We start from the raw sequence: 22,220 nt of genomic DNA, 5'->3' as shown, positions 1-22,220 counted from the left end.
ACCGGCCCTCGAACGGGCGGCTCCCTCGCTTCACGGCGTGGGAGCCGTTCTTTCTGGTACACACTCCGCCTCATGCGCATAGGTATTTCAGTCCTTACCCATGCGGGGCAGAACATCTGGGAGAACGGAATGGGGCAGAACGTCCTGTTCCTGGCCCGGCTGCTGCAACGCATCGACTTCGTCGAATCCGTGACCCTCGTCGACGCGGGCGACCAGCAGGCCATGCCGCCCCAGGTCGACATGGCCGCCATGGGCCTGGGCTTCGGCCGGGCCCGCGAACTCACCGACGCGCTGGACGTGGTCATCGAGATGGCCGGCGCGCTCGACGTGCAGTGGCTCTCATACTTCCGCACATGCGGCGGCCGCGTGGTGTTCCATTGCGTGGGCCAGCCCTTCGCGGCGCTGGCCGAGCCCATCGTCTTCACCGACAAGGGCCACTTCAGCAAGCCCGACCGCTGCGACGAGGTGTGGCTGCTGCCCAAGGACGAAGTGTTTGCGCCCATGATGCGCACCATCCATCGCTGTCCGGTGCACGAGGTGCCTTACCTCTGGTCGCCGCAGTTCCTGGCCCAGCGCGTCGCAGAGGTCGAGGCCGCGGGCTATCCCTTCGGCTACAGGCCGCGCACCGCCGAACAGCCGGGCTTCCGCGTGGCGATCTTCGAGCCCAACATCTCGGTGGTGAAGACCTGCAGCGTGCCCATGCTCATCTGCGACGGCGCCTACCGCGCCGACCCGTCGGCCGTGACCTCGATGCAGGTGCTCAACAGCCTGCACCTGAAGGACCACCCGACCATGCTGTACCTGGCGAACTCGCTGGACATCGTGCGCCAGCACAAGGCGACCTTCCACGGCCGCAACGACTTCGCGGGCTTCATGGTGCAGTTCGCCGACGCGGTGGTCTCGCACCAGTGGCAGAACGACCAGAACTACGGCTATCTGGACGCGCTCTACGGCAACTACCCACTGGTGCACAACTCGCCCTGGCTGCGCGACGCGGGCTACTACTACCCCGACTTCGACATCGCCGCCGGCGCGGCGCAGCTGCGCGAGGCCGTGCGCTCCCACGACCTGCAGCTCGACGACTACCGCGCCCGAGCCCAGCGCGTGTTCCAGTCGGTCGACCCGCTCAACCCCGCGAACATCGAGGGCTACGCGCAGCGCCTGCTGCACCTCGTGGGCGGCAATGCCGCGTTCCGCGCCGATGCAGCGAGGGCCGCCGCATGACGCCGGCGAAGCTCAAGGTCGGCGTCTCCATCTTCATCCGCAAGGGCGAGCAGAGCCTGTGGGAGAACGGCGTCTACCAGAACTGTTTGTTTCTCGTGATGCTGCTGCTGCGCTCGCCGCGCGTGGAAAGCGCGGTGCTGGTGGCCGGCGGCGGCGACGGCGGCCCGGCGGATGCCACCAACTTCCTCGCCGACTCGCCCGTGCCCATCATCGACATGGCCACGGCGGGGCAGCAGCTCGACGTCATGTTCGAGATGAGCGCCCAGCTCGCCGTGCCGTGGTCGGTGGCGTTCCGCGAGCGCGGCGGCAAGATCGTCTCGATGCGCGTGGGCAACGACTACGTGATCGACATCGAGCGCATGATCTTCGACAAGCCGCACGGCCTGCTGATCTCGGGCGCGCCCTACGACGAGGTCTGGACGATCCCCGAGTACGAGGTGTCGTGCAAGCCGTATTTCGAGAGCACCTTCCGCGCGCCGGTGCGGCTCATGCCGCACCTGTGGAGCCCGATGGTGCTGGAGCGTGCCATGGCCCGCGCGCCGCAGGGGGCGCCCTTCGCCTACGAGCCCGGCCGCAGCCGCTGGCGCGTGGCCATCTTCGAGCCCAACATCTGCATGGTGAAGACCAGCTTCATCCCGATGCTCGGCTGCGAGGCCGCGCACCGCGCGCAGCCCAGGCTCATCGAGAAGATGTGGGTCTACAACAGCTTCCACCTGAAGGACAAGGCGCTCTTCATCGGCTTCGCGCAGAGCCTGGACATCGTGCAGCACGGGCTGGCCACCTTCGAGGGGCGCTTTCCGATGTTCCAGGTGATGCCCGGCAAGATCGACGCGGTGTTCGCGCACCACTGGGAAAACGCGCAGAACTATCTTTATTACGAGGCGCTGTACGGCGGCTATCCGCTGATCCACAACTCGCACCTCATCGGCGACTGCGGCTACCACTATCACGGCTTCGACTGCGAGGAGGGCGGCCTCGCGCTGCGGCGCGCCTTCGCCGAACACGACGCCGACCTGCCGGCCTACCGCGAGCGCGCGCGCCGCTTCATCGCCACCCTCGACCCCGAGGGTGAGGAGAACGTGCGCGTCTACACCGCCGCCATCGAAAACCTTTACGCATGAGGACCGGGATGAAGCCGACCCAACGATTCCCCCGTCTGTCGCTGGCGGCCCTCGCATGGGCCTTCGCCGGCAGCGCGCTCGCCCAGGGCGTTCTGGCGCCGCCCGCCCCGCCGCAGGACACGCTCACGCGCGCCGCGACCAGCGTGGGCGTCAAGCGCTGCCTGCCGGCGATCACGCGGCTTGCCACGCTCACCGTGCAGGGCAGTCGCAGCCACGACGTGCTGCTTGACTGGGACCGCAAGCGCCCCGACGGCGGGCCGATCTTCTCGCTGATCGGCATGGAGTTTCCGAACGCGGGCGTGGCCGCGTCGATCACCGCGATTCCCGACGACAGCGGCGCCTGCACCGTGTCGGCCGAGCGCATCTCGGTGGCGCCCTTCACCTGCGCGAGCGTCGGCCAGCAGGAACTGGGCAGCTACAAGATGACGCGGCTGCTGCCCAACTACGCGGTCTACACCGACGAGAAGGAGCCGACCTCGTCGGTCTCGCTGATCGATTCGCCGCCGGGTTGCCTGATCATCCGGCGCTACGTGGAATACGGCTGGCGCGACCCGGCGGCTGCACCGGCGGCGGCTCCCGCCGGTGCCGGCGCGACCCAGCCACCGAAGAAGCGCTAGGCGACAGGCGCCCGTCTCCGACAACCGGGGACGTCCTTGACCGGCCCCGCAAGCCGGCTGCAAGCCCGAAGAATGGTGACGATCCGCACGCGAATCCGCGGCGGCAGGAAGGAGACGCACCATGCCACTGGCTTCATTGATCGGCCGATGGGCCATGCAGCCTTTCTCGAAGGCGCTGCCGCCGCTGGGCGACACCGAGCGCGCCGCGCTGGAGGCCGGCACTGTCGGCTTCGAAGGGCGGCTGTTCGCGGGCCGTCCCGACTTCGACGCGCTCGCGGCCATGGGCCCGAACCGGCTCACCGAGCGCGAGCAGGCCTTTCTCGACAACGAAGTGCGCGAGCTGTGCCGCATGCTCGACGACCATGCCATCGACCAGGCGCGCGACCTGCCGGCGGAGGTGTGGCGCTACCTGCGCGAGAAGCGCTTCTTCGGAATGATCATTCCCGAGGAGTTCGGCGGCCTCGGCTTCGGCCACCATGCGCACGCCACGGTGGTTGCGCGCATCGCCACCGTCAACGTGGCCACCGCCGTCACGGTGATGGTGCCCAATTCGCTGGGCCCGGCCGAGCTGCTGCTGCGCTACGGCACCGACACGCAGAAGGCCCACTACCTGCCGCGCCTGGCGGATGGCCGCGAGCTGCCGTGCTTCGGGCTGACCTCGCCTTACGCGGGCTCGGATGCGGCCTCGATTCCCGATCGCGGCGTGCTGGTGGAGCGCGAGATCGGCGGGCGCATGCGGCGCGGCTTCCTGGTCGATTTCGACAAGCGCTACATCACGCTCGCACCGGTCGCCACCGTGGTCGGGCTGGCCTTCCACGCCATCGACGAGAGCAGGCCGGAAGGCGAGCGCGAGCTGGGCATCACCTGCGCGCTCATTCCCGTGCCGCAGGCCGGCATGGAGATCGGGCGTCGCCACCGGCCTATGGACAGCGCCTTCATGAATGGCCCGATCCACGGCCGCCAGGTGTTCGTGCCGATGGACTGGATCATCGGCGGCGAGCAGCAGGTCGGCCAGGGCTGGCGCATGCTGATGGAATGCCTGGCGGCGGGCCGCGCGATATCGCTGCCGGCGCTGGGCTCGGCGATGCAGCAGACCGCGCTGTACGTGGCCAACGGCTACGGCCGGATCCGCGAGCAGTTCGGCATGCCGGTGGGCAGGTTCCATGCTGTCGCGGGGCTGGTCGCGCAGATGTCGGCCGAGCTGTATGCGAGCGACGCGGCGCGCCGTTTCACGGCCGCCGCGCTCGACAAAGGCGAGCGGCCCAGCGTGGCGAGCGCCATCCTCAAGGTGCAGCTGACGGAAGCGGGCCGGCGCGCGGTGAACCATGGCATGGACATCCTCGGAGGCAAGGGCATCATCTCGGGCCCCTCCAACCTGCTGGGCGTGGCCTACCGGCAGGCGCCGATCGCGATCACGGTGGAGGGCGCCAACATCCTCACGCGTGCGCTGATCGTGTTCGGGCAGGGCGCGGTGCGGTGCCATCCGCACGTGCTCGACGAAATGGCCGCCGTGCAGGCGAAGGACGAGACCGCGCTCGGCAAGGCGCTGATGGCGCACGGCCGGCACGTGGCGGTGAACCTGTGGCGCAGCCTGTTCGGCGCGCCGGTGCTCGGCTCGCCGCCGGACGAACTGGTGCATGAAGCACGGCTCATCGCGCGCATGAGTGCCAAGTACGCGCTCACGGCCGATCTCGCGATGGGCATGCTCGGCGGCAAGCTCAAGCGCATGGAGCTGCTCTCGGCGCGCCTGGGCGACGTGCTCGCGCATCTCTATCTGGCGAGCGCCTGCGTGTGGCGCTACGGCGTCGAGCGGGCGCCGGAAATGCTGCCTTTCGCGAAGGCGGCGATCCGGCTGCAGATCGACGAGGCCGGCGGCATCCTGCGCGATCTCTACGCGAACCTTCCGGCGCCGGGGCGGCGCGTGATCGGTTCGCTGGTGCTGCGCCGCACCGCGCACCTGGCGCCGCTGCGCGACCTGCAGTTGCTCGAACTGGCCGACCTGCTGCGCAAGGACCCGCGCATCGTCGGGCGGCTGGCGCCCGACCTGAGCGAGCCAGCCGCGGGCGGCCTGCTCGACCTGATGCATGCGATGGAACTGGGCGCGAAGCTTGGCGACGGCACGGCCGCGCTCAACAAGGTGCTGCGCCGCACGAACTCGCTTGAAGAGGCTGCGCGCTCGGCGCCCGACCCCGAGCTGGCGCTGGCCTACCTGAAGGCGGCCGACAAGGTCATCCAGGTCGACGACTTCGAAGGCCCGCCGCGCGATGCGCAGGGCAGGGCGGACCTCAGCCCGCCTGCTGCTGTTGCTGCGCCGCCAGTGCCGTCAGCGCAGCCGCCGTCTGCTCATCCGCAGGAAAGAACGACTCCACCGCGAGTTCCTGCAGCGTGACGTCCACCGGCGTGCCGAAGATCGTGATGGTGCTGATGAAGCTCAGCACGCCGCCGGGCATCACCACCTGGAAGGGCACGGCCACCGCCGACAGCGCGGTGTCGATGACGGGCGCGTCGTGGCTCACCGCGGGCGCCGGATAGGCTTCGAGTTCGTCGTGCAATGACTGCAGCACTGCGTCGCCCGTGGCGGCGATCTGCTGCTGCAGGCGCTCCAGCAGATGCACGCGCCACTGCGCGAGGTTGGCGATGCGCGGCGCCACGCCCTCGGGGTGCAGGCTCAGGCGCAGCACGTTGATCGGCGGTTTCAGAAGTTCGGGCGAGGCGCCTTCCATCAGCAGCGGAACCAGCGCGTTGTGCGCGACCAGGTTCCAGTGGCGGTCCACGGCCAGCGCCGGAAAGGGCTCGTGGCCTTTCAGCACCAGGTCGACGGCGCGGCGCGCGGCGGCCATCGCGGGGTCGTCGAGCGAGCGCTGCCTGTACATCGGCGCGAAGCCGGCGGCCACCAGCAGTGCGTTGCGCTCGCGCAGCGGAACGTCGAGCCGCTCGGCCAGGCGCAGCACCATCTCGCGGCTGGGCGCGGCGCGGCCGGTTTCGACGTAGCTCAGGTGGCGGGTCGAGACCTCGGCCTCCTGCGCCAGGTCGAGCTGGCTCAGGCGGCGGTGGGTGCGCCAGTGCCGCAGGTGCGCGCCGAACGGGTCGCGCGCGCCGGGCTGGCCGGCCTTGGACGTGTGGGAGCGGGTGGTGTTCATGGACCCGCATTCTGGCGTGGCGATGGCGCGGCGCCATGACCTCCCAGGTCATCGACCCGATGCAGCGGGGCCGGAATCATCGACCCCAACGCGGCAGGACTGGCTTGCGGCGTAACCACCCAAGGAGAGATTCCATGTCCGCCATGTCCATCTTCGCATCCCCCCGCTTCCTGCCCAACGTGATGTGGGCCGACGCCGCCTCCTGCGCCGCCACCGGCGCGCTGCAGGTGGCCTTCACCGGCGCGCTCGCCGGGCTGACAGGGCTGCCGGCGCCGCTGCTCATGGGCACCGGCGTGTTCCTGCTGGCCTACGCGGCCATGGCCGCCTTCATGGCCAGCCGCAGCACGCCGCCGCGCACGCTGATCGGCCTTGTCGTCGTCGGCAATTTCGGCTGGGCCGTGGCCTGCATCTCGCTGCTGGTGAGCGGCATCTTCCCGGTCACCGCCGTGGGCGTGGCCTGGGTGCTGGCGCAGGCCGTGTGCGTGATCGTGCTGGCCGAGCTGCAGTGGACCGGGCTGCGCCGCAGCCGTGGCAACGCAGGCTCCGCCGCGAGCCTGACGCCGGCCGGCCGCTGGTGAGCCGGCGCATGCCCGCGGCGCCTCTGTTTCCCGCGCTTTTCGCGATGAGGAAGCAGGGGGCCGGAAGAGGCGTTTCGAGAGAAGACCGACTACAACGGTTGACATTCATCCCAGCTATCCTTGAGAGGCTTCCACGAACAAACAGGAGTCTCTCCATGGCCAAAGCCCCGGCGCATGCCTTTGCGTCCACCCTCAAGTCCTTCAAGACCCCGTCGGGCAAGTCCGGCAAATACTGGTCCCTGAAGGAGCTGGCCAAGCAATACCCGTCCGTCGACCGCCTGCCGGTTTCCATCCGCATCGTGCTCGAGTCGGTGCTGCGCAACTGCGACGGGCAGAAGGTCACGGCCAAGCACGTCGAAGAGCTGGCCCACTGGGCGCCGAATGCAGAGCGCGTCGACGAGATTCCCTTCGTCGTCACCCGCGTCGTGCTGCAGGACTTCACCGGCGTGCCGCTGCTGGCCGACCTGGCCGCCATGCGCAGCGTGGCCGGCAAGCTGGGCAAGTCGCCCAAGACCATCGAGCCGCTGGTGCCCGTCGACCTGGTGGTCGACCACTCGGTGATGGTCGACCACTACGGCACGCCGAAGGCGCTCGACCTGAACATGAAGCTGGAGTTCCAGCGCAACAACGAGCGCTACCAGTTCATGAAGTGGGGCATGCAGGCCTTCGACACCTTCCGCGTGGTGCCGCCGGGCTTCGGCATCGTGCACCAGGTCAACCTCGAGTACTTCGCGCGCGGCGTCTACAAGAGCCCGAACGACAAGGAAGACAAACCAACTTACTACCCCGACTCGCTGGTCGGCACCGACAGCCACACCACGATGATCAACGGCATCGGCGTGGTCGGCTGGGGCGTGGGCGGCATCGAGGCCGAGGCGGCCATGCTTGGCCAGCCGGTCTACATGCTCACGCCCGACGTGGTGGGCTTCGAGCTCACCGGCCAGCTTCGCGAAGGCGTCACCGCGACCGACCTGGTGCTCTACGTCACCTCGATCCTGCGCGCCGAGAAGGTGGTGGGCAAGTTCGTCGAATTCTTCGGCCCGGGCGCCGCTTCCATCGCGGTGCCCGACCGCGCGACCATCGGCAACATGGCGCCCGAGTACGGCGCGACCATGGGCTTCTTCCCGGTCGACGAGATGACGGTGGCCTACTTCGAGGGCACCGGCCGCACCAAGGAGGAGGTCGAGCGCTTCGAGGCCTACTACAAGGCACAGGGCCTGTTCGGCATGCCCAACCCCGGCGACATCGACTACACGAAGGTGGTGAGGCTCGACCTCGGCACCGTGTCGCCCAGCCTGGCCGGCCCGAAGCGGCCGCAGGACCGCATCAACCTCGGCGATCTTTCCACCAAGTTCTCGGAGCTCTACAGCAAGCCCAACGACGCCAATGGCTTCAACCAGCCGGCCGACAAGCTCAAGCTGCGCTATCCGCTGGCCGCCGCCGGCAAGAGCGGCGACGAGGAAGCCGCCCCGCCGCCGGCGGGCGCGCCGCTGGACGTGGTCGAGATGGTGGCCAACCGCTCGACCAAGGCCGCCGCGCACGTGAGCGCCAGCGCGCCCGCCGCGCCCAAGGGCGAAGTCACCATCGGCAACGGCGACGTGCTGATCGCGGCCATTACCTCGTGCACCAACACCTCCAACCCGAGCGTGATGCTGGCCGCCGGCCTGCTCGCGAAGAAGGCGGTGGAGGCGGGCCTCTCGGTCAAGCCGCACGTGAAGACCTCGCTGGCCCCTGGCTCGCGCATCGTCACCGAATACCTGGAGAAGGCCGGCCTGCTGCCGTACCTGGAGAAGCTGGGCTTCTACCTCGCGGGCTACGGCTGCACCACCTGCATCGGCAACGCGGGCGACCTGACGCCCGAGATCAACGAAGCCATCACGAAGAACGACCTGGTCGGCGCGGCCGTGCTCTCGGGCAACCGCAACTTCGAGGCGCGCATCCATCCGAACCTGAAGGCCAACTTCCTGGCCTCGCCGCCGCTGGTGGTGGCCTTCGCCATCGCCGGCAACGTGATGACCGACCTGATGACCCAGCCCGTGGGCAAGGGCAAGGGCGGCAAGGACGTGTACCTGGGCGACATCTGGCCCACGCCGAAGGAAATCGACCAGAACCTGCGCTATGCGATGAACGCCAAGTCGTTCCGCGCGAACTACGACAAGGTCAAGACCGATCCGGGCAAGTTCTGGAGCAGCATCAAGGGCACCACCGGGCAGGTGTACGACTGGCCGGAGTCGACCTACATCGCCGAGCCGCCGTTCTTCGAGGGCTTCAAGATGGAGCCGCATTCCACGGATGCGGGCTTCAAGGGCGCGCGCATCATGGCGCTGTTCGGCGACTCGATCACCACCGACCACATCTCGCCGGCCGGCTCCATCAAGGAAAGCTCTCCCGCGGGCATCTGGCTGAAGGCGCACGGCGTGTCCAAGGCCGACTTCAACAGCTACGGCTCGCGCCGCGGCAATCACGACGTGATGATGCGCGGCACCTTCGCCAACGTGCGCATCAAGAACCTGATGATTCCGCCGGATGCCAACGGCACGCAGGAAGAGGGCGGCGTCACGCTGTTCCAGCCGTCGGGCGAGAAGATGTTCATCTACGACGCGGCCATGAAGTACATCGCCCAGAACACGCCCACGGTGGTGTTCGGCGGCGAGGAGTACGGCACCGGCTCCTCGCGCGACTGGGCCGCCAAGGGCACGCAGTTGCTGGGCATCAAGGCCGTGGTGGCGCGCAGCTTCGAGCGCATCCACCGCGCCAACCTGGTCGGCATGGGCGTGCTGCCGCTGCAGTTCCGCGGCGCCGATTCATGGCAGACGCTGGGCCTCACCGGCAACGAGCAGATCGATGTGGTGATCGGCAGCGAGCTGAAGCCGCAGATGGACGTGAAGCTGGTGGTGCACCGCGCCGACGGCTCGCACCAGGAAGTGACGGTGCGCCTGCGCATCGACACGCCGATCGAGGTCGACTACTACAAGCACGGCGGCATCCTGCCCTTCGTGCTGCGGCAGCTGCTGGCCGCCTGAGCGGCCGCGGGGGCGGGCGCAGGCGCATCTTGCGTCCGCGCCGGCTCCTTCTTCTCCATGATTCGCATCGGCCTGATTTCCGACACCCACGGGCTGATGCGGCCCGAGGCGCTCGCCTTCCTGGAGGGCAGCGACTTCATCGTCCACGGCGGCGACATCGGCAACGCCGGCATCCTCGAAGCGCTGGCGCGCATCGCGCCGCTGACGGTCGTGCGGGGCAACAACGACCGCGAAGCCTGGGCCGATCGCATCGCCGAGACCGAACTGGTGACCTTCGGCGATGTGCGCCTCTACGCCATCCACGATCTCGCGCAGATCGACATCGACCCGCGCGCGGCGGGCGTGCGCGTGGTGGTTTCCGGCCATTCGCACAAGCCGAAGGTGCAGGAGCGCGACGGCGTGCTCTACGTCAATCCCGGTAGCGCGGGGCCGAGGCGGTTCAGGCTGCCGATCTCGGCGGCCGAGCTGCGCATCGACGGCGGCGCGGTCAGCGCCCACGTCGCCGAACTGGTTTCCTGACGCTGCCGCTCCGGCGGGAGCGGGTAGGGCGAGGCGGGCAGGCAATCATTACCATTCGGTAAGAAAAGCCAACAAATGAGAATGTTTCTTATTTGATGCGCTATGCTCGGACGCTCCTCCGTGGAGCCAGAAGCAAAGGCAAACGCAGACTCGCGCGCTCACCCATGCCGGCTCCGGAGGGCCTCAACCGCCTCCATTTCCGAAGCCGATGCTCATTCCATTCCTCATCATGCTGCGCGAAGGCATCGAAGCCGCGCTGATCGTCGGCATCGTTGCCAGCTACCTCAAGCAGAGCGGACGCGGCGCGCTGATGCCCGCGGTGTGGGTCGGCGTGTTGCTGGCCGCCGCGCTCTCGCTGTTCGCGGGCGCCGGCCTGCAACTGCTGGCAGCGGAGTTCCCGCAGAAGCAGCAGGAGCTGTTCGAGGGCGTGGTCGGGCTGATTGCCGTGGTCATGCTGACCTCGATGGTGTTCTGGATGCGCAAGGCCGCGCGCTCCATCAAGGGCGAACTGCAGGCCTCCATCGACAAGGCACTCGGCAAGGGCGCGGACGGGCAGGGCTGGGCGCTGATCGGCATGGTGTTCCTCGCCGTGGCGCGCGAGGGGCTGGAGTCGGTGTTCTTCCTGCTGGCCGTGTTCCAGCAGAGCAGCGGCTGGGAGGCGCCGGTTGGCGCGCTGGGCGGCATCGCGGTCTCGGTGGCGATCGGCTGGGGCCTGTATTCGGGCGGCGTGCGGCTCGACCTGCGCCGCTTCTTCCGCTTCACCGGCCTCTTCATCCTGCTGGTGGCCGCGGGCCTGCTGGCCGGCGTGCTGCGCAAGCTGCATGAAGGGGGCGTCTGGAACCACCTGCAGACGGTGGTGTTCGACATGAGCACCGCGCTGCCGATGGACAGCCCCCTGGGCGCCGTGCTCTCGGGCCTGCTGGGCTACCAGGCCGCGCCGGTGGTGGGCGAGGTCGTCGTCTACCTGGCCTTCCTGGCCGTCTCGCTGTTCTTCTTCCTGCGCCCGGCCGCCGCGCCGGCGCCTCGCGCGGCCGTGGCTCGCTGAAACCTGCAATGTCCTCTTCTTCTTCTTCTTCTTCTTCTTCCGACAACAAGCCCTCTTCGTCCAACCTGATGCGCGTGGCGGTGGCCGCCTCGGCGCTGCTGGTGGTCGCCGGCCTCGCGGCCTTCTGGTATGCCTCGAACGAGGCGCGCAAGGCGCCTGCCAAGGCGGCCGACAACGCCGTCACCGTCACCATCCAGGGCAACGCCTGCGAGCCCAACGAGATCACCGTGCCGGCGGGGCGCACCACCTTCACCATCGTCAACAAGTCGAACCGCGCGCTCGAGTGGGAGATTCTCGACGGCGTGATGGTGGTGGAGGAGCGCGAGAACATCGCGCCGGGCTTCTCGCAGACCATGACGGTCAAGCTGCAGCCGGGCGAATTCGCCATCACCTGCGGCCTGCTGAGCAACCCGCGCGGCAAGCTGCGCGTGACGCCGTCGGCCGCATCGGACGCCGAAGCGGCCCGGCCCTCGCTGGTCAACTACGTGGGCGCGCTGGCCGAGTACCAGACCTTCCTGCGGCTCGAGGCCGGCTCGCTCGACGACGCGGTGCGCGCCCTGGCCGACGCCATCAAGGCCGGCGACTTGCAGCAGGCGAGGGCGCTCTACGTGCCGGCGCACCAGGCCTACAAGCGCGTCGAGCCGATGGCGGAGCTCTTCGCCGACCTCGACACCCGCATCAACGCGCGTGCCGACTACTTCGAGAAGCGCGAGGCCGACCCGGGCTTCACCGGCTTTCACCGCATCGAGTACGGGCTGTACGGCCAGAACGACTTGAAGAGCCTCGCACCCGTCGCCGACAGGCTGATCGCCGACATCGGCGTGCTCAAGGAGCGGCTGCGCGGCCTGAACGTGCCGCCCGAGCGGCTCGCCGGTTCCGCGTCGAAGCTGCTGCGCCGCGTGGCCGACAACCTGCCGGCCGGCGGCGAGGACCACTACGGCCACGCCGAGGCCGCGAACCTGCAGGGCAGCTACGAGGGCACGAAGAAGATCGCCGACCTGCTGCAGCCGCTGCTCGTGAAGGCCGCACCCGCGCTGCAGAAGAGCGTGGACGAGCGCTTCGCTGCCTTCGACGCCGCGCTGGGGCCCTACCGCGAGGGCGAGGGCTTCAAGCCCGCGCCGCTCGACGAGGCGCAGAGAAAGGCGATGGCCGAAACCGTGCGCGCGCTGGCCGAGGAGCTCGGCAAGGTGAACGCCGCGCTCGGGCTGGAATGAGTTGAGAGACAGCACCATGGACAAATTGAACGAGCCCGTTTCCCCGCACCGCCGCCGCATGCTCGGCGCGGCAGGCGCAGCCTTCGCCGGCCTCGCTGCAACTTCTACCCGTGCTGCCGCGCCCGACAACGGCGCGCAGGTCACTGACGCGCCGCAGAGCACCCACACGCAGGACCGCGTGCCCTTCCTCGGCAGGCACCAGGCCGGCATCGTGACGCCGCGCCCGACGGCCGGCATGATCGCGTCGTTCTACGTGCTGGCCGAGAACCGCGCCGACCTGGAGCGCCTGTTCCGCACGCTCACCGAGCGCATCGCCTTCCTCACGCAGGGCGGTCCGCAGACGGACCCCGACCCCAGGCTGCCGCCGGCGGGCTCGGGCATCCTCGGGCCGGTGGTTCAGCCCGATGCGCTGACCGTGACCGTGTCGGTCGGCGCGTCGCTCTTCGACGAGCGCTACGGCCTCGCGAAGAAGAAGCCGCTGCGGCTGAGCCAAATGCAGCGCCACCCGAACGACGCGCTCGATGCCGCGCTGTGCCATGGCGACCTGTCGATCCAGTTCTGCGCCAACACGCCCGACACCAACATCCACGCGCTGCGCGACATCATCAAGAACACGCCCGACCTGCTGGTGCTGCACTGGAAGCAGGAAGGCACGGTGCCGCCGATTCCGGCCGTGCCCGGCAAGCCGGCCGAGAGCGCGCGCAACTTCCTCGGCTTCAGGGACGGCTCGGCCAACCCCGATTCGGCCGACGGCGCTCTCATGGACCGCATCGTCTGGGTGCAGCCCGGCAGCGACGAACCGGCCTGGGCCGCGGGCGGCAGCTACCAGGCGGTGCGCATCATCCGCAACTTCGTGGAGCGCTGGGACCGCACGCCGCTGCAGGAGCAGGAGGCCATCATGGGCCGCCTGAAGCCCACCGGCGCGCCGATGGACGGCGGCAAGACCGAGCACGACGTGCCCGACTACACCAAGGACCCCGAAGGCAAGGTCACGCCGATGGATGCGCACATCCGCCTGGCGAACCCGCGCACCAGGGCTTCGGACAGGAACCTGATGCTGCGCCGGCCCTTCAACTATTCGAACGGCGTCACCAAGTCGGGCCAGCTCGAGATGGGGCTGCTGTTCATCTGCTACCAGGCCAACCTCGAGAACGGCTTCATCGCCGTGCAGAAGCGCCTCGACGGCGAGCCACTCGAGGAATACATCAAGCCCATCGGCGGCGGCTTCTTCTTCACGCTGCCGGGCGTGCGGGACGAGCGCGACTGGCTCGGGCGCTCGCTGATGTCCGCCTGAAGGCCGGGCTGCCAGAGGCCCGCAAGATTTTCATCACTGCCCAGAACAAGGAGATCCATGACCGTGCAGTTCCGCCGCCACTTCCTCACCACTCTCGTCGCAGGCTTCGCCGGGCTTCATGTCGCTGGCGCGCAGGCCGCCGTGTCGCCGCTCGAACTGGTCGGCCCGATCTCCGACTACAAGATCTACGTCGCCGAGAACGTGCGCAAGCTGGCGGCGGACACGCGCGCCTTCACCGCCGCGGTGAAGGCCGGCGACGTCGAGAAGGCGAAGAAGCTCTATGCGCCCACGCGCACGAGCTACGAGCGCATCGAGCCGGTGGCGGAGCTCTTCAACGACCTCGACAAGTCCATCGACTCGCGCGCCGACGACCACGAGAAGGCCGAGAAGGACCCGGACTTCGGCGGCTTCCACCGCATCGAACACGGCCTGTGGGTGCACAAGAGCACCAAGGGGCTCAACCCCGTGGCCGACAAGCTGCTGGCCGACGTGCTCGAACTGCAGAAGCGCCTGGCCGCGCTCACCTTCCCGCCCGAGAAAGTGGTGGGCGGCGCCGCCGTGCTGATGGAGGAGGTGGCGGCCACCAAGATCTCCGGCGAGGAAAACCGCTATAGCCACACCGACCTGTGGGACTTCCAGTCGAACTTCGAGGGCGCCTACAAGATCGTCGAACTGCTGCGCCCGCTGGTCGTGAAGGAGAACAAGGCTTTCTCGGACAAGGCCGAGGCCAACTTCAAGGTGGTTTTCGACACGCTGGCCAAGTACCGCACGGCCGACGGCGGCTTCGAAACCTATTCGAAGCTCAGCGAACGCGACCGCAAGCTGCTGGCCGGGCGGGTCAACACGCTGGCCGAAGATCTCTCCAAACTGCGCGGCATGCTGGGGCTGAACTAGGCTCGCCCCCAGTCTTCGCGCACTTCGTGTCGCTTCGCCAACCCCCTTCCGGGGGCAACACCAGCGGCCCGGCAAAGCCGGTTCCGCGGTGTTTCTGGCCCTGCAGCCCGCATTTCTGAGGGGTTGGTCAGGTTTTCGCGAGTGAGAATTGCTAGCATCTGGGTTTTGCTTACAGATGCGCCCGATATTCAGGGCGCCTCCGCCCCCACCGTGCGAACCAACGATTTCGGCGCGGCGCCGACCACCGCCGTCGCCCTGCGCCTCGACCAGCTTCCCAACAACCAGTGGGCCACCGTGCTCGACGTGGCGCGCCCCGAGAGCGCCGACGACCGCGAGCTCGTCCTGCGCCTGACCGAAATCGGCTTCGTGCCGGGCGAGGCGGTGCGCATCGTCGCCAGCGGCATCCCGGGACGCGAGCCGCTGGCCGTGCGCCTGGGGCACACCACCTTCGCGCTGCGCCGCCACGAGGCCGCGCTGATCCACGTCACGCCGGGAGCCGCCAACCATGGTTGAAGCCGTCATCCAGGGGCCGGGCCGCCTCGCGCCTACCGCACAGCCGGGCCGTATCGCGCTGCTGGGCAATCCCAACTGCGGCAAGACCGCGCTGTTCAACCTGCTCACCGGCAGCCGCCAGAAGGTCGCCAACTACGCGGGCGTGACCGTCGAGCGCAAGGAGGGCACGCTGCGCACGCCCTCGGGCCGCCGCGTCTTCGTGCTCGACCTGCCGGGCGCCTACAGCCTGAACGCACTGAGCGCCGACGAAGCGGTCACCCGCGACATCGTCACCGGCCAGAGCAAGGAAGCGCTGCCCGACCTGCTGGTGTGCGTCACCGACGCCACCAACCTGCGCCTGAACCTGCGGCTGGTGCTCGAAGCCAGGCGCCTCGGCCTGCCGATGGTGGTGGCGCTCAACATGACCGACATGGCGAAGAAGCAGGGCATCGCGGTCGACACGGCCGTGCTCGCGCGCGAACTCGGCGTGCCGGTCATCGAGACCGTCGGCGTGCACACCGGCGGCGCGCAGGGCCTGCTCGAAGCCCTCGACACCCCCGTGGCCGCTGCCACGCCCCAGCCCTGGAAGGCACCGGGCCTGGACGACGTGCTGGCCACGCAGCGCGAGGTGCGCCGCATCCTCGGCCTCGCGGTGAAGGAGCCGGTCGGCAGCCTCGCCACCAGCGACCGCATCGACCGCGTGGTGCTGCACCCCGTGTGGGGCATGCTGGTGCTGGCCGTGACCATGTTCCTGATGTTCCAGGCGGTGTTCAGCTGGGCCAACGTGCCCATGGACGCCATCAAGGCCGGTACCGAAGGGCTGGGCAACCTGCTGAAGACCTACATGCCCGAGGGCATGCTGCAGAGCCTGCTGGTCGACGGCGTGATCGCGGGCGTGGGCGGCGTCATCGTCTTCCTGCCGCAGATCCTGATTCTTTTCCTGTTCATCCTCGCGCTGGAAGACTCGGGCTACCTGCCGCGCGCGGCCTTCCTGCTCGACCGCGTGATGGGCACCGTGGGGCTGTCGGGCCGCTCGTTCATTCCGCTGCTCTCGAGCTTCGCCTGCGCCATTCCGGGCGTGATGGCCACGCGCACCATCAGCAACTGGCGCGACCGCATCACGACGATCATGATCGCGCCGCTCATGACCTGCTCGGCGCGGCTGCCTGTGTATGCGCTGCTCATCGCGGCCTTCATTCCGGCGCGCACCGTGGGCGGCATCTTCAACCTGCAGGGTGTGGTGCTGTTCGCGCTGTACGTGTTCGGCATCGTCTCGGCCATGGCCGTGGCCTGGGTCATGAAGCGCTTCCGCGACAGCACGCAGCACTCGCCGCTGCTGATGGAGCTGCCGGCCTACCGCTGGCCCAACCTGCGCAACCTGGCGCTGGGCCTGTACGAGCGCGCATGGATCTTCATCCAGCGCGTGGGCACGATCATCCTGACGCTGACGATCCTGCTGTGGTTCCTCTCGACCTTCCCGTCGCCGCCCGAGGGCGCGACCGGCCCCGCCATCCAGTACAGCCTGGCCGGCATGATCGGCCGCGGCCTGGAGCACATCTTCGCGCCCATCGGCTTCAACTGGCAGATCTCGATCGCGCTGGTGCCGGGCATGGCCGCGCGTGAGGTGGCCGTGGGCGCGCTGGGCACCGTGTATGCGCTGTCGGCTACCGGTGACGATGTGGCGGGCGCGCTGGAGCCGCTCATCGCCGGCAGCTGGACGCTGGCCACCGCGCTGTCGCTGCTGGTCTGGTACGTGTTCGCGCCGCAGTGCATCTCGACGCTGGCGGCGGTGAAGCGCGAGACGGGCTCCTGGAAGTACGTCTGGATCATGGCCGGCTACCTCTTCGCGCTGGCCTACATGGCCTGCTTCATCACCTACCACGTTGCAGTGGCACTCGGGGCGGGGTAAAAAAGCACACCCCCAGGCTTGCCCACTTCGTGTGGCCGCCACCCCCTCTCCGGGGGCAATACCTGCGGCCCGGCAAAGCCGGTTCCGCGGTATTCCCCGCGGTGTAGGCTTCGGGATTGGAGTATTTGAGATATGACGCAACAACTGATCGTCGGATTGATCGTCGCGGCCGCCGCGTTCTACGCGGTCTGGCACTGGATGCCCGCAGGGTGGCGCCGTGGCGCCGCGCAGAAACTCGCGGCAGGCACGCAGCGCGCGGGCCTGATCGATGAAGAACGCGCCAAGGAGCTGGCGGCCTCGCTGGCCAAGACATCGGGCTGCGGCTCGTGCGACAGCTGCGGCAGCTGCGCTCCCAAGGCACCCCTCAAACAACCGGAAGCCGAACAGGTCGCCAGCAGCCCGTCCATGCACGGCCGCTGAGACCGATGCCCGCGCACATCCTCGTCGCCGGGGGCGGCATCGGGGGGCTGGCCACCGCGCTGGCACTCGCACAAGGTCGGCACCGGGCCGACGTCTTCGAACAGGCTCCGGCCTTCAGTGAAATCGGCGCCGGCGTGCAGCTGGGGCCCAACGCCACGCGGCGACTCCGGAAACTCGATCTCGGCACCGGGCTCGCGGCCATCGCGGCGCGGCCCGAGGCGCTGGTGGTCCACAGTGCCGAAAGCGGCTCCGAGCTGGCCCGCATGCCGCTGGGCGACACCATGCAGCAGCGCTACGGCGCCCCCTACTTCTGCGTTCATCGAGCCGACCTCCACGGCCTGCTGCTGGAGTCCGTGCGCGCGCGCGGCACCGGCGCGCTGGTGACCGGCGCGCAGATCAGGCAGGTCGAGACCAGCGACGACCTCGTCTGCCTCTCGAGCACCGACGCGCGCGCCTGGGAGGGCGAAGCCGTGGTCGGGGCAGACGGCCTCTGGAGCATGGTGCGGCGGCAACTCGACAGCCCCTCGGCGGCGCAGCCGCCGCGTGTCACCGGTCACACGGCCTGGCGCGCGCTGGTCGAGCAGTCGGCCTTGCCGGCTGAATTGCGGCGCGGCCGCGTCGATGTCTGGCTCGGCCCGCGCCTGCATGCGGTGGCGTATCCGGTGCGCGGCGGCGAATGGCTCAATGTGGTCGTGATCGCCGAATCAGCCCCGGCCGGCGACGCGCGCGACTGGGACCAGTCCACCAGCATCACCGCACTGAAGCAGGCCATGGGCCGCAGCTGCTCCAGCCTGCAATCCCTGCTCGATGCCATGCCCGGCTGGCGCGCATGGTCGCTGGGCGATCGCGCGCCGATGACGGGCCCTGCCGACATGGCGCACGAACGCGTCGCGCTGGTGGGCGACGCGGCGCACCCCATGGTGCCGTACCTCGCGCAGGGCGCAGGCATGGCCATCGAGGACGCGGTGGCGCTCGCCGATGCACTTGGCGATGGCGATGCGGCCGACGTGCCCGCCGCCTTCGCCCGCTACGCCCAGACGCGCTGGGCTCGCAACGCGCAGGTGCAGGCGCGCGCACGCCGCAACGGCGAGATCTTCCACGCCACCGGCCCGGTGCGGCTGGGCCGCGACATGGCGATGCGCCTGCTCGGCGCGAAGCTGCTCGACCAGCCCTGGCTGTACGGCGGCTGAGCAGAGGCTGGGAGCGGAGGGGCCTTCAGAGCCTGAAGGTCTGTAGATGCTCGATGCGCTCGGCCAGCCCTTCCTGTCCGAGATAGTGGCCGTACTTGCCGCCCTGCATCTTCGCGAGCGCGGTCTCCAGTTCGAGCAGCATCGCGTCGCGCTCCGCGACGAAGGCGGGCGGCACGTCGATACCCGCCTTCGCGCAGGCATCCGCGATCAGGTGCGCGCTCGCCGGCGCACCGCAGGCCGCGCACTTGACGATGGCCGCGACGTTGGGCTCGGCGCCGTTGTCCAGCAACGCGCTTGTGAGCTCGGGCGAGATCTGCCCGTCGATGTTGCGCAGCGCATCGGCTGCCACCGGAGCACCCGCGCGCACCAGCGCCGAGGCGGCGGCGAAGGCGCCCTGGCCCACGGCGACGTCGGTGGCCAGCGCGCTGCCCTGTTGCGGCCCGTCGAAGGCCACGCCCGCCGCGGCCAGTTCGGCGACCAGCCGGGCGTCGTCCGTTCCGATCGCATGGCGCAGGGCCACGCGCGCCAGCTGCGGCTTGTGGCGCAGCGTGCCTTCGGCCAGCGGCGTGCGCCAGTCGACGACGGCGCGGCAGTAGAAGGTCACCAGCTTGTCCATCAGGTCGAAGTCCAGACCGTGCTCCTCGTGCCTGTCGTCGAGATAGGCGAGCAGCGTCTGGCCCGAGAAGTAGTCGCTGGTGGGCGCGAGCGGGTCTTCGTCCAGGCGCAGCGCCGCGAAGGCACCGCGCAGTTCCGGTGCGATGGTGTTCACGCTGTCCTCGTGCAGCGCGTGCGTCCAGGCGGGCGGCAGGCCCTTCTTCCAGGCGACGATCTGCCCGTGCGCCGCGCCGGGCTCGACCACCGCGTAGATGCGGTCGGTGTACTCGAAGCCGCCGAAGGGCAGGTGCGTGAGCTTGCCGCTCCAGGGCGTGCCGCCTTCCTCGGCGGCCTCGCGGGCCAGTTCCTGCTCGTGCCCGATCCAGCCCTGCAGGTCGTCGTAGCCGTCGCTGCCGTTCCAGAAGAGCTCGCTCCAGCTGATGCCTTCGAGGTTGCCGTTCATATCGAGCGAAAGGTCGTAGTCGAGGCGCCCGCCGGCGGTCTCCCGCCAGAGCGCGACCAGCGCTTCGGGAAGAGGGCCCGAGCAAAGTGCCTGCACCGCGTCGATTTCCTCCTGCGGCATCGGCGGCTGCGCCTCGAAGATCACGCGATCGGCGAAGAGCACGATGCCGTGCTCGCGCAGGGTGGCCAGCTCGTCGGGTGTGAACCGGATGTCGTTCATGTCGGCGCCTCCATCGTTTTCAAAAATGTAGCGCTTTGAGCTCGCGGGGCAATCCGGGCCACCCCAGCTTCATGAGGGCGTTTGCGGCGGGTGAGCAGCGTGCCGGTGCTTCACCCGCCGCGCGCAGGCTACAGGTCCGTGCGCAGCTTCCAGATTTCGGGGAACAGCACCACGTCGAGCATCTTGCGCAGGTAGCTCACGCCGCCGGTGCCGCCGGTGCCGCGCTTGAAGCCGATCACGCGTTCCACCGTCGTCACGTGGCGGAAGCGCCAGAGGCGGAAGGCGTCTTCCAGGTCGGTGAGCTTCTCGCCGAGCTGGTAGAGGTCCCAGTGGTCGTGCGGGTTGCGGTAGACCGTGAGCCAGGCGGCCTCCACGCCGTCGCTGGGTTCGTAGGGCTGGGTCCAGTCGCGTTCCAGCCGGTCGGCGGGCACGGGCAGGCCGTGGCGCGCGAGCAGGCGCAGCGACTCGTCGTACAGCGACGGCGCTCGGTAGGCGGCATCGACCTGCGCCAGCAGGTCGGCGCGGTGCGCGTGCGGCTTGAGCATGGCGGCGTTCTTGTTGCCGAGCGCGAACTCGATGCAGCGGTACTGTGCGCTCTGGAAGCCGCTGGAATTGGCGAGATAGGGGCGCATCGCCGTGTACTCGGGCGGCGTCATGGTCGAGAGAACGGTCCAGGCGTTGACCAGCTGTTCCATGATGCGGCTCACGCGCGCCAGCATCTTGAAGGCGTCGGGCAGCTTCTCTTCGGAAATGCAGGCGATGGCGGCGTGCAGCTCGTGCAGCATCAGCTTCATCCAGAGTTCGCTGGTCTGGTGCTGCACGATGAACAGCAGCTCGTCGTGCGCGGGCGACAGGGGATGCTGCGCGCTGAGGATCTCGTCGAGGTGCAGGTAGTCGCCGTAGCTCATGGACTTGCTGAAGTCCAGCTGGGCCTTCTCCTCGTGGACGATGTTCTCGGGGCTGGCGGAGGTGTTCTTGTCGGCGCTCATGTCACTGCGTTCTTGCGGTTGAATTCGGGGCGTCGCCACTCGCCGGTCTCCAGCACCTGCACGAGGTGCTCGACCGAGTTCCACACGTCCTCGAAACCGATGTAAAGCGGCGTGAAGCCGAAGCGCAGGATGTCGGGCATCTGCGAGTCGCCGGCGCGGTAGTCGCCGATCACGCCGCGCGCGATCAAGGCTTGCACGATGGCGTAGGCGCCTTCCTCACGACTGAGGCACACCTGCGAGCCGCGTTGCGCGTGCTCGCGCGGCGTGACCAGCGAGAGGCCCTGGCCGGCGCAGCGCTCCTCGACCAGCCTGATGAACATGTCGGTGAGCGCGAGCGACTTGGCGCGCAGCGCGGACATCGCACCGAAGTCACCGTTGAAGGACTCGGCCGCGAGCACCGTGTCGAGGCCGCATTCGAGCCCGGCCAGCGCGATGATCGGCTGCGTGCCGCACAGATAGCGGCCCACGCCGGGAGCGGGACGGTAGTGCGGCGTGAACTCGAAGGGCGCCGCGTGGCCCCACCAGCCCGAAAGCGGCTGCTCGAACTGGCCCGCGTGCCTGGTGTGTACCCAGGCGAAGGCCGGTGCGCCGGGGCCGCCGTTGAGGTACTTGTAGCCGCAGCCGATGGCGTAGTCGGCATTGCTGTCGTTCAAGGCCACGGGCACGGCGCCCGCACTGTGCGCGAGGTCCCATACCGTGAGCGCGCCCACGGCATGCGCGGCGGCGGTGACGGCCTTCATGTCGTGCATGGCGCCGGTGCGGTAGTTGACGTGCGTGAGCATCAGCACGGCCACGTCCTCTGTCAGTACGCCGGGCAATTCGCTCGCCTCGATCAGCTTCAGCGTGAAGCCGCGTTCGCGGCACAGCGATTCGGCGATGTAGAGGTCGGTCGGGAAGTTGCTGCGCTCGCTGATCACCAGCTTGCGGCCGCTGTCCTTCTGCTGCGAGAGCGCCGCGAACAGCACCTTGTAGAGGTTGACCGAGGTGCTGTCGGTGCACACCACCTCGCCGGGCGCGGCGCCGATCAGGCGGGCCACCTTGTCGCCCAGGCGCTGCGGCAGGTCGAACCAGCTCGCGGTGTTCCACGAGCGGATGAGGCCTTCGCCCCATTCCTGGGTCACCACTTCGGCGATGCGCGCCGGCGCGGCCTTGGGCATCACGCCGAGCGAGTTGCCGTCGAGGTACAGCACGCCCTCGGGAATGGTGAATTGGTCGCGCAGGGCGCGCAGCGGGTCTTGCGCGTCTAGCGCGCGGCAATCTGCAAGAGTCGTCATG

Annotated in this window: 19 protein-coding genes; 15 read left to right on the top strand and 4 right to left on the bottom strand. The window is 68.9% G+C overall.

The genetic code is table 11. The features are described from left to right. The first annotated feature begins 72 nt into the window (after positions 1 to 72). From ACAM57_RS24100 to ACAM57_RS24085, 4 genes are all read left to right on the top strand, one after another. Positions 73 to 1,224: a DUF2827 domain-containing protein gene (locus ACAM57_RS24100; RefSeq protein ID WP_369659232.1), complete on the top strand. Its 1,152-nt coding sequence runs from the start codon at positions 73 to 75 to the stop codon at positions 1,222 to 1,224. Next, entirely contained in the window at positions 1,221 to 2,345 is a 1,125-nt protein-coding gene (locus ACAM57_RS24095; protein WP_369659231.1) for a DUF2827 domain-containing protein, read from the top strand. Before ACAM57_RS24100 ends, ACAM57_RS24095 begins: the two co-directional genes overlap by 4 nt. 8 nt (positions 2,346 to 2,353) lie before the next feature. Next, positions 2,354 to 2,962 carry a hypothetical protein gene (locus ACAM57_RS24090; RefSeq protein ID WP_369659230.1) on the top strand — a complete coding sequence of 203 codons (609 nt, stop codon included), beginning with the start codon at positions 2,354 to 2,356 and terminating at the stop codon, positions 2,960 to 2,962. A gap of 121 nt (positions 2,963 to 3,083) precedes the next feature. Next, complete coding sequence (locus ACAM57_RS24085; RefSeq protein ID WP_369659229.1) at positions 3,084 to 5,351, top strand: acyl-CoA dehydrogenase; 2,268 nt, start codon at positions 3,084 to 3,086, stop codon at positions 5,349 to 5,351. On the opposite strand, the gene ACAM57_RS24080 is transcribed toward ACAM57_RS24085, so the two are convergent. Then, entirely contained in the window at positions 5,248 to 6,102 is an 855-nt protein-coding gene (locus tag ACAM57_RS24080; RefSeq protein WP_369659228.1) for a helix-turn-helix domain-containing protein, read from the bottom strand. The genes ACAM57_RS24085 and ACAM57_RS24080 overlap by 104 nt on opposite strands. Before the next feature lie 143 nt (positions 6,103 to 6,245). On the opposite strand from ACAM57_RS24080, the gene ACAM57_RS24075 reads away from it, so the two are divergent. From ACAM57_RS24075 to ACAM57_RS24025, 11 genes are all read left to right on the top strand, one after another. After that, positions 6,246 to 6,680 (top strand): hypothetical protein, encoded by a 435-nt coding sequence (locus ACAM57_RS24075; protein ID WP_126022932.1) that lies wholly within the window; start codon positions 6,246 to 6,248, stop codon positions 6,678 to 6,680. Positions 6,681 to 6,835: 155 nt separating this feature from the next. Then, positions 6,836 to 9,703, top strand: coding sequence for an aconitate hydratase (locus ACAM57_RS24070; protein ID WP_184635580.1), 2,868 nt, complete (start codon positions 6,836 to 6,838; stop codon positions 9,701 to 9,703). A 57-nt stretch (positions 9,704 to 9,760) separates the two neighbouring features. Then, entirely contained in the window at positions 9,761 to 10,222 is a 462-nt protein-coding gene (locus tag ACAM57_RS24065; protein ID WP_126022695.1) for a metallophosphoesterase family protein, read from the top strand. A 208-nt stretch (positions 10,223 to 10,430) separates the two neighbouring features. After that, positions 10,431 to 11,267 carry an iron uptake transporter permease EfeU gene (gene efeU / locus ACAM57_RS24060; protein ID WP_126022696.1) on the top strand — a complete coding sequence of 279 codons (837 nt, stop codon included), beginning with the start codon at positions 10,431 to 10,433 and terminating at the stop codon, positions 11,265 to 11,267. Positions 11,268 to 11,275: 8 nt separating this feature from the next. After that, a complete protein-coding gene (gene efeO, locus ACAM57_RS24055) occupies positions 11,276 to 12,481 on the top strand; it encodes an iron uptake system protein EfeO (RefSeq protein WP_369659227.1) in 1,206 nt (401 codons plus the stop codon). Between the two features lie 16 nt (positions 12,482 to 12,497). Beyond that, on the top strand, positions 12,498 to 13,775 hold the full coding sequence (efeB, locus tag ACAM57_RS24050) for an iron uptake transporter deferrochelatase/peroxidase subunit (protein ID WP_369659226.1): 1,278 nt from the start codon (positions 12,498 to 12,500) through the stop codon (positions 13,773 to 13,775). Positions 13,776 to 13,832: 57 nt separating this feature from the next. Next, entirely contained in the window at positions 13,833 to 14,669 is an 837-nt protein-coding gene (gene efeO, locus ACAM57_RS24045; protein WP_369659225.1) for an iron uptake system protein EfeO, read from the top strand. 210 nt (positions 14,670 to 14,879) lie between these two features. Beyond that, entirely contained in the window at positions 14,880 to 15,182 is a 303-nt protein-coding gene (locus ACAM57_RS24040; protein WP_126022700.1) for a FeoA family protein, read from the top strand. Continuing rightward, the gene (locus ACAM57_RS24035) at positions 15,175 to 17,070 is read left to right on the top strand and encodes a ferrous iron transporter B (RefSeq protein WP_126022701.1); all 1,896 of its coding nucleotides are present in this window, start codon (positions 15,175 to 15,177) and stop codon (positions 17,068 to 17,070) included. The genes ACAM57_RS24040 and ACAM57_RS24035 overlap by 8 nt, the downstream gene beginning before the upstream one ends. 132 nt (positions 17,071 to 17,202) lie before the next feature. Beyond that, positions 17,203 to 17,490 (top strand): DUF6587 family protein, encoded by a 288-nt coding sequence (locus ACAM57_RS24030; RefSeq protein ID WP_369659224.1) that lies wholly within the window; start codon positions 17,203 to 17,205, stop codon positions 17,488 to 17,490. A gap of 5 nt (positions 17,491 to 17,495) precedes the next feature. Then, positions 17,496 to 18,680 (top strand): FAD-dependent monooxygenase, encoded by a 1,185-nt coding sequence (locus tag ACAM57_RS24025; protein WP_369659223.1) that lies wholly within the window; start codon positions 17,496 to 17,498, stop codon positions 18,678 to 18,680. Positions 18,681 to 18,705: 25 nt separating this feature from the next. Here the strand turns inward: ACAM57_RS24025 and ACAM57_RS24020 are convergent, their stop codons facing one another. From ACAM57_RS24020 to kynU, 3 genes are all read right to left on the bottom strand, one after another. After that, on the bottom strand, positions 18,706 to 19,956 hold the full coding sequence (locus tag ACAM57_RS24020; RefSeq protein ID WP_369659222.1) for an SMI1/KNR4 family protein: 1,251 nt from the start codon (positions 19,954 to 19,956) through the stop codon (positions 18,706 to 18,708). A gap of 128 nt (positions 19,957 to 20,084) precedes the next feature. Next, positions 20,085 to 20,945, bottom strand: coding sequence for a tryptophan 2,3-dioxygenase (gene kynA, locus ACAM57_RS24015; protein WP_369659221.1), 861 nt, complete (start codon positions 20,943 to 20,945; stop codon positions 20,085 to 20,087). After that, positions 20,942 to 22,219 carry a kynureninase gene (gene kynU, locus ACAM57_RS24010; RefSeq protein ID WP_369659220.1) on the bottom strand — a complete coding sequence of 426 codons (1,278 nt, stop codon included), beginning with the start codon at positions 22,217 to 22,219 and terminating at the stop codon, positions 20,942 to 20,944. The genes kynA and kynU overlap by 4 nt, the downstream gene beginning before the upstream one ends. Between the last annotated feature and the right edge of the window lies 1 nt (position 22,220).

Source organism: Variovorax sp. V15 (genome assembly GCF_041154425.1).
Lineage (GTDB): Bacteria > Pseudomonadota > Gammaproteobacteria > Burkholderiales > Burkholderiaceae_C > Variovorax > Variovorax guangxiensis.
Note: the sequence above shows the minus strand (reverse complement) of the source record. Positions and strands in the feature narration are given on the sequence as shown.

What these genes read in the sequence shown, in the direction of transcription:
- ACAM57_RS24100 (WP_369659232.1), top strand. Translation starts at nt 73, where the DNA reads ATGCGCATAGGTATTTCAGTCCTTACCCATGCGGGGCAGAACATCTGG.
- ACAM57_RS24095 (WP_369659231.1), top strand. Translation starts at nt 1,221, where the DNA reads ATGACGCCGGCGAAGCTCAAGGTCGGCGTCTCCATCTTCATCCGCAAG.
- ACAM57_RS24090 (WP_369659230.1), top strand. Translation starts at nt 2,354, where the DNA reads ATGAAGCCGACCCAACGATTCCCCCGTCTGTCGCTGGCGGCCCTCGCA.
- ACAM57_RS24085 (WP_369659229.1), top strand. Translation starts at nt 3,084, where the DNA reads ATGCCACTGGCTTCATTGATCGGCCGATGGGCCATGCAGCCTTTCTCG.
- ACAM57_RS24080 (WP_369659228.1), bottom strand. Translation starts at nt 6,102, where the DNA reads ATGAACACCACCCGCTCCCACACGTCCAAGGCCGGCCAGCCCGGCGCG.
- ACAM57_RS24075 (WP_126022932.1), top strand. Translation starts at nt 6,246, where the DNA reads ATGTCCATCTTCGCATCCCCCCGCTTCCTGCCCAACGTGATGTGGGCC.
- ACAM57_RS24070 (WP_184635580.1), top strand. Translation starts at nt 6,836, where the DNA reads ATGGCCAAAGCCCCGGCGCATGCCTTTGCGTCCACCCTCAAGTCCTTC.
- ACAM57_RS24065 (WP_126022695.1), top strand. Translation starts at nt 9,761, where the DNA reads ATGATTCGCATCGGCCTGATTTCCGACACCCACGGGCTGATGCGGCCC.
- efeU (WP_126022696.1), top strand. Translation starts at nt 10,431, where the DNA reads ATGCTCATTCCATTCCTCATCATGCTGCGCGAAGGCATCGAAGCCGCG.
- efeO (WP_369659227.1), top strand. Translation starts at nt 11,276, where the DNA reads ATGTCCTCTTCTTCTTCTTCTTCTTCTTCTTCCGACAACAAGCCCTCT.
- efeB (WP_369659226.1), top strand. Translation starts at nt 12,498, where the DNA reads ATGGACAAATTGAACGAGCCCGTTTCCCCGCACCGCCGCCGCATGCTC.
- efeO (WP_369659225.1), top strand. Translation starts at nt 13,833, where the DNA reads ATGACCGTGCAGTTCCGCCGCCACTTCCTCACCACTCTCGTCGCAGGC.
- ACAM57_RS24035 (WP_126022701.1), top strand. Translation starts at nt 15,175, where the DNA reads ATGGTTGAAGCCGTCATCCAGGGGCCGGGCCGCCTCGCGCCTACCGCA.
- ACAM57_RS24030 (WP_369659224.1), top strand. Translation starts at nt 17,203, where the DNA reads ATGACGCAACAACTGATCGTCGGATTGATCGTCGCGGCCGCCGCGTTC.
- ACAM57_RS24025 (WP_369659223.1), top strand. Translation starts at nt 17,496, where the DNA reads ATGCCCGCGCACATCCTCGTCGCCGGGGGCGGCATCGGGGGGCTGGCC.
- ACAM57_RS24020 (WP_369659222.1), bottom strand. Translation starts at nt 19,956, where the DNA reads ATGAACGACATCCGGTTCACACCCGACGAGCTGGCCACCCTGCGCGAG.
- kynA (WP_369659221.1), bottom strand. Translation starts at nt 20,945, where the DNA reads ATGAGCGCCGACAAGAACACCTCCGCCAGCCCCGAGAACATCGTCCAC.
- kynU (WP_369659220.1), bottom strand. Translation starts at nt 22,219, where the DNA reads ATGACGACTCTTGCAGATTGCCGCGCGCTAGACGCGCAAGACCCGCTG.